Annotated in this window: 7 protein-coding genes and 1 pseudogene; 3 read left to right on the forward strand and 5 right to left on the reverse strand. The window is 35.2% G+C overall.

Annotation, left to right across the window (positions count from 1 at the left end):
- Positions 1-4: 4 nt before the first annotated feature.
- The gene (locus tag VFS71_RS10720; RefSeq protein WP_326401212.1) at positions 5-961 is read right to left on the reverse strand and encodes a hypothetical protein; all 957 of its coding nucleotides are present in this window, start codon (positions 959-961) and stop codon (positions 5-7) included.
- Positions 962-1,335: 374 nt separating this feature from the next.
- Between VFS71_RS10720 and VFS71_RS10725 the strand changes: the two genes are divergently transcribed.
- The 3 genes from VFS71_RS10725 to VFS71_RS10735 all read left to right on the forward strand — a co-directional run bounded on the left by VFS71_RS10725 (position 1,336) and on the right by VFS71_RS10735 (position 3,451).
- Positions 1,336-2,184, forward strand: coding sequence for an NAD(P)H-hydrate dehydratase (locus VFS71_RS10725; protein WP_326401213.1), 849 nt, complete (start codon positions 1,336-1,338; stop codon positions 2,182-2,184).
- Positions 2,185-2,295: 111 nt separating this feature from the next.
- Positions 2,296-3,090 (forward strand): HipA family kinase, encoded by a 795-nt coding sequence (locus tag VFS71_RS10730; protein WP_326401214.1) that lies wholly within the window; start codon positions 2,296-2,298, stop codon positions 3,088-3,090.
- On the forward strand, positions 3,068-3,451 hold the full coding sequence (locus VFS71_RS10735; protein WP_326401215.1) for a DUF3037 domain-containing protein: 384 nt from the start codon (positions 3,068-3,070) through the stop codon (positions 3,449-3,451). Before VFS71_RS10730 ends, VFS71_RS10735 begins: the two co-directional genes overlap by 23 nt.
- Before the next feature lie 284 nt (positions 3,452-3,735).
- On the opposite strand, the gene VFS71_RS10740 is transcribed toward VFS71_RS10735, so the two are convergent.
- From VFS71_RS10740 to VFS71_RS10755, 4 genes and pseudogenes are all read right to left on the reverse strand, one after another.
- The gene (locus VFS71_RS10740; protein ID WP_326401216.1) at positions 3,736-4,143 is read right to left on the reverse strand and encodes a VOC family protein; all 408 of its coding nucleotides are present in this window, start codon (positions 4,141-4,143) and stop codon (positions 3,736-3,738) included.
- Positions 4,144-4,169: 26 nt separating this feature from the next.
- Positions 4,170-4,619 carry an SRPBCC family protein gene (locus tag VFS71_RS10745; RefSeq protein ID WP_326401217.1) on the reverse strand — a complete coding sequence of 150 codons (450 nt, stop codon included), beginning with the start codon at positions 4,617-4,619 and terminating at the stop codon, positions 4,170-4,172.
- Positions 4,620-4,884: 265 nt separating this feature from the next.
- Entirely contained in the window at positions 4,885-5,232 is a 348-nt protein-coding gene (locus tag VFS71_RS10750; protein WP_326401218.1) for a hypothetical protein, read from the reverse strand.
- Positions 5,233-5,618: 386 nt separating this feature from the next.
- Positions 5,619-5,771 (reverse strand): annotated as a pseudogene (locus VFS71_RS10755) (threonine synthase); the annotation flags it as partial.

Below are 5,771 nucleotides of genomic sequence, written 5' to 3' on the forward strand. Positions count from 1 at the left end.
TTAGTTATTCATATGTATATATAGTTCTCGTAAGCGTTGGTTTGTTAGAAGAATTTATATCAGTTATGGTAAGATTAGATTCTGTCAAATATCCGTTAGTATCATAAACGTAATCATAATCATATTTGATTTCATACAGAGTTACACCTTCAGTTACCGATTTAATTTTCCAGTCTAGAATGTGCATCCAATTATAAATATAACATCTAAAGATAGGTTCGCTAGAATATACACCAGATTTAGTGTAATCTACGGTAAGTTCATAAGTTGTTTCTACTATTCTATCTTTAGTAACATAACTAATGTTGCCATCAATAGTAATAGGCTTGGAATAATTTTTTTGGGTAGTTAGTATATTAACTAAAACCTTATCACCAATATAACTATACAAATAAGTCGCAGTTTTTGGTTTGGTAACAGCTAATGTTAAATAGGTGCCGTCAGGCTGTAATTGTTGTAATCTTTGAGTATATGTTCCGACTTCAACTTCTTTAATATCACGGCCTATTTCATCGTAAAAAATATCAGTTATTGTTCCATTAGGAGCGATTACTTTAGAAATATAACCAGATTCATTAATTTGGGCATCAATGTCAGAATAATAAGTATTCACTACTTTGTTAGCATCATCAAAATCGAATTTTGTAATATTTCTAATGAATATATCATCGTCATATCTATCTACCGAATGTAATCGACCTTTTGAATCATACGAATAGCGTCTATCAATGGAATTATTATGAACTTCATTCCCAAGATCATCTGTAGTAACATCAAAACTAAATTCTTTGATTAAACGTTGTTGAGTTGTTGATTTTTTTGCACTTCTCCCTGTAAGTGTTTTTGGAACTAATTGTATGGCAGGTTTGAATTCTTCTTGATTTGGTAGTCTTGGATCTTTTACTGTTGGGTCAGAAGGCTCATTTAGAGTTTCATCCTTCGAACAACTAATAAATAACATTGGAGCAATAATAAGAACAAGTAGTATTTTTAAAGTAATTTTTTTCATTATTTAATTGATATTTTATTGATGTTAGGTTTTTTTTTGATAGAATAGTAAATTAGATTTGGGTTCATATTATAATACATTGTTCAATAAGTAATTTTCTGAAGAACTTTATAAAAAATAGAAATCAAATTTTTTTCTTTTTGTTTTGGGGCGATTCAGCTAATGTAGATATTTATATTAGAAATTATTGTAATTATGTTTGAATTTTTTTATCTTTTTTTAAACGAAAATTACCACGTTTTATTTGGTCCATTCTACCGAAAGAGATTTTAATTTTTAAAATTTGAATTTTAGAATTTCGTACTTTTAATAGAAAAATTCAACTCATGAATAATCCTATTGCGATTGACCGAAATGAAATTTTAAAACGCTACAAAATCATTGATAAATATACCCACAAAGGTATTCAGGGGCATGCATTGATTATTGGAGGAAGTTATGGAAAGATAGGAGCTGTATGCTTGGCGTCGAAGGCAGCGTTGAAAACAGGTTGCGGGTTGGTAACCTCTTTTGTACCTCAATGTGGTTACGAAATTTTACAAATCTCGATTCCGGAAGTGATGGTGGTGACGGATGACCATGAAAAATATATTTCGGAGATTTCTTTGAATTTGGATGTCAATGCAATAGGAATTGGTCCAGGAATGGGACAGAAAATGGCAACTCAAAAAGCACTTCACGATTTTTTGTCGAATACAAGTCTTCCATTGGTTATCGATGCCGATGCGCTGAATATTTTATCACATAACCCATCTTGGGTGGCATTGGTTTCTCCCAAAACGGTTTTGACTCCGCATCCCAAAGAATTGGAACGACTGATTGGGAAATGGTATACTAAAGAGGAAATGTTTGGTAAAACAGTTGTTTTTTCGCTTGTGAACCAAGTTGTGATTGTGATGAAAGGTGCCCCAACTTACATTATTGACGGTGAAATGATTTATGTAAATACTACCGGAAATGCGGCTTTGGCCACTGCCGGAAGCGGGGATGTCCTGACTGGGATGATCACTAGTCTTTTGGCGCAATCCTATAAACCGATCGATGCAGCGATTCTGGGTGTGTATCTTCACGGATTGACTGCTGATATCGCTTTGCCCGAGACGGGATATCAGTCTTTTATTGCTTCGGATATTATTGCAAATATTGGGAAAGCGTATTTGAGTTTGGATTCCTGAATGTTTAAGGGTTTGAACTGTCTCCATAAATCTTAGCATCTTAGTTTCTTAGTAGCTTAGTGTCTTAAAGAAAATAGTTATTTGTAAGTTTGTAGTTCGTAAAATCATATTATGAGAAAACCACTTGAATTGAGAACTGTAAATGTTACGCGCTATATTTCGCCGCTGCGGGAAGGTGGTTCATTGCCCGCTCTAGCCGAAGCGGATGATGATTTTAAATATGTTTTGAAATTTAGGGGTGCTGGTCATGGGGTAAAAGCCTTGATTGCTGAACTCATAGGCGGTGAAATCGCAAGAGTTCTAAATCTAAAAATGCCCGAATTGGTGTTTGCCAATCTCGACGAAGCCTTTGGTCGTACCGAAGGAGATGAGGAAATTCAAGATTTATTGCAAGGAAGCCAGGGACTTAATCTGGCGTTACATTTTTTGTCGGGTGCTATTACTTTTGATCCCGTGGTGACCAAACTGCCTGCGGACTTGGCTTCACAAATAGTTTGGTTGGATTCCTTTATTACCAATGTTGATCGTACGTTCAGGAATACCAATATGCTTATTTGGCACAAAGAATTATGGCTCATTGATCACGGAGCGTCTCTATATTTTCATCATTCCTGGAACAGTTGGGAAACGCATGCCAAAAGTCCTTTCGCACTGATAAAAGACCATGTGTTATTGCCACAAGCAACCGAATTGGCAGCAACTGATCTTGCTTTTAGAAAGTTACTTACCAAAGAAATACTGAAAGATATTGTCGATTACATACCGGAAGATTGGCTCCATTGGGAAGACAGCGAGCAAACCCCAGACGAAATCAGAGATGTATATTTTCAGTTTTTATGGACGAGATTGAATCATTCAGAAATTTTTATAAATGAAGCCCAAAATGCAAGAGAAAAACTTATATGAATATGCCGTTATTCGAGTTGTGCCAAGGGTAGAACGAGAAGAATTCCTGAATGTCGGCATAATTCTATTTTGCAAAAAAGCAAAATTCATAAAAATGCTCTATTCAGTTAATGAAGCAAAATTGCTGTTGTTCTCGGAAGATTTTGATTTGGAACAACTCGAATTGAATTTAGAATCCTTTCAAAAAATCGCTCACGGAGACAAAGCCAGCGGACCTATTGGCGAGTTCGATATTCCATCCCGTTTTCGTTGGTTGACCGCTATCCGAAGTTCGGCGATACAGACTTCCAGACCACATTCGGGTTTATCTACGGATTTGGATAAAACAATTCAATGCTTGTTTGAAGAATTGGTTTTGTAACCCCTACAGTATTTATAATATGGGCGTAACCCCAAAGCAGAAAATTTCGTTTCAGATTCCTCTTTCTGCTGGCTTTGGGGTCGGGCTTTTGGCTTTATTCCCGATATAAAAACTACGGCTAAAAAGCCTTGTTTTCTAAATCGGGAGATACCGCCGCAATCCCTTACGCGAGCTACACGTTTATTGAGAAGTTTAGCGGTAAAAAAGTTATATAAAAAAAGCTATAAGATAACGGACTGTTATTTTGTAGCTTTTGATTAGAGGTCTGCTCTTATATTGTCTTGCTATGCTGTTGGAAATTTAGACATATCCATATAGAAAATTTCCCAAGTGTGTCCGTCAAAATCTTCGATAGTCCGCTGTTGCATAAAACCATAATCTTTCATTTCGCTCGGCTCTATTCCGCCGGCGTTTAGTCCATTTGTCACAATACTGTTCATTTCATCAACACTTTCGGTCGATAATGAAAAAAGCCCTGCTACGCTTGATTTAGTGTCTGCAATGGGTTTGGTTGCAAAGCCAGAAAACTTTTCGTGTGTCAACAACATTACAAAAATGTTTTCACACCAAACCATACACTTTCCGCTCTCGTCCGAAAATTGAGGATTGTTTGTAAAGCCTAATGCAGTATAAAAGGACATAGATTTTTGCAAGTCAGTTACTGCTAAATTGATGAAAATTTGTTTTGCCATTTTTTTAATTTTTTTAGATTACTATGTTAAGCATCCGGGATATTCGGTTCTACCAAACGTTTTAATTTGTCTAATGAATCCTGCCAGCCTAAATAACACATTTCTGTCGGTATGACATCAGGAATTCCTTCCTGTGTTGCAAAAAGTTCTGTGCCGCATAGTACTTTTCGGAGTTCGATTGTTGTAATCATCTGTCCCGGTAAGTTTGGGTCATCAAATACATCTGTGTATTTTAATCGTTCATTAGGTATAATTTCTAGATATTCGCCACCAAATGAATGACTGCTACCCGTAGTAAAATTGGTAAACGACATTTTGTATTTTCCGCCAATTTGGAAATCCATACTATGTACTTTGCAAACAAAACCATAAGGCGGTAACCAAGAAGCCATTGCATCAGCATCTGTGAATGCTTTATAAACTTTCTCAGGAGGTGCCGAAAAAACTCTGTGAAGTGTAACTTTATTATTTGTCATGATGTTCTTTTTTAGATAGTTAAATTTAATATTTTCTGAATTAAATTTTTCTGATTGGCAAAAAATATTGTTTGTTTGGGAGTGTTGTTTTATGATGAATTATAACATTCTGGTACTACAGCGGGTTTGGGACTAAATTAAGCCCATTCTTCGGATTTGCCAAATCATCCCAAATACAAAACCAACTTTCCATTAAGCCAATTGCCCAAATCCGTTGTAGTAGCTGTTATGTGGCGTTTTTTCGATTTCTGCTATGTCATTGTAATTATATTTCCCCATCTTCTGAATCAGTATTTTCTTCGGTCAATAGCATTGTATTAAAAATATACTGAATCCATAATGTAATCGGCAATAGTATAATTAGGTTAAAAAGAAAGAAAACGAATTGACGATTTCCGCATCTAGGTACTGGAAGTTGTGGATTGAAATAGTTGTCAGCCCAAAAAAACACAAAAGGATAAAAGAAAATAATCCATCCTGTGAATCTATAAGTTAAACTATTTAATGAATAAGTTTGACTTAGACTATTCAATGAATGATTAAATCGATTAAAAAGAAGTGTAACAATTAGCGGAATTAAAATGTAAGGTGCAAATATTAAAATTACTCTCATTGTTTTTTAAATTGATTTTCCGTTGGTAAGTTAAAATGCTACATAATTCGTTTATACTCGCTACAAAATAGCGACTATCTACCCAGTTTTGGGTGTATTTACGAAGTTTTTTGCTTTATAATTTCTCAAATATATGTTTTTTTTCTTACCATTTTAAAATTTTATATTGAATAATAGATATCTTAAACTTTGATGTAAGAATAAATATCTCTGTAGTTTTAAAACTAGGTTTCTTGAAAATCCTGATGCTGTCGTAGCCCTGATGGAAGCGACATCCTGTGTGCCTGGGGTTCAGGCACACAGATACAGTGGACAGCAGGATTAGCTCAAAAAAAAAAACGGCTGAAATAAATCTCAGCCGTTTGGTGTGTGGTGGAATGAATGGGCTATCCTAAGAAAGCTTTTAATTCTTCGTATGTCTTGATTTTGGTACTTACTTTCTCTTTGTTCATTACGCTTTCTATTTGTGTCGGCAGGGGCAAAGTAACGCCCAAAGCCGGCTCTACTACGTCCAGGAACTTGATAGGATGTGCGGTTTC

The organism is Flavobacterium sp., assembly GCF_035760125.1.
In the GTDB taxonomy this organism is placed as follows: Bacteria; Bacteroidota; Bacteroidia; order Flavobacteriales; family Flavobacteriaceae; genus Flavobacterium.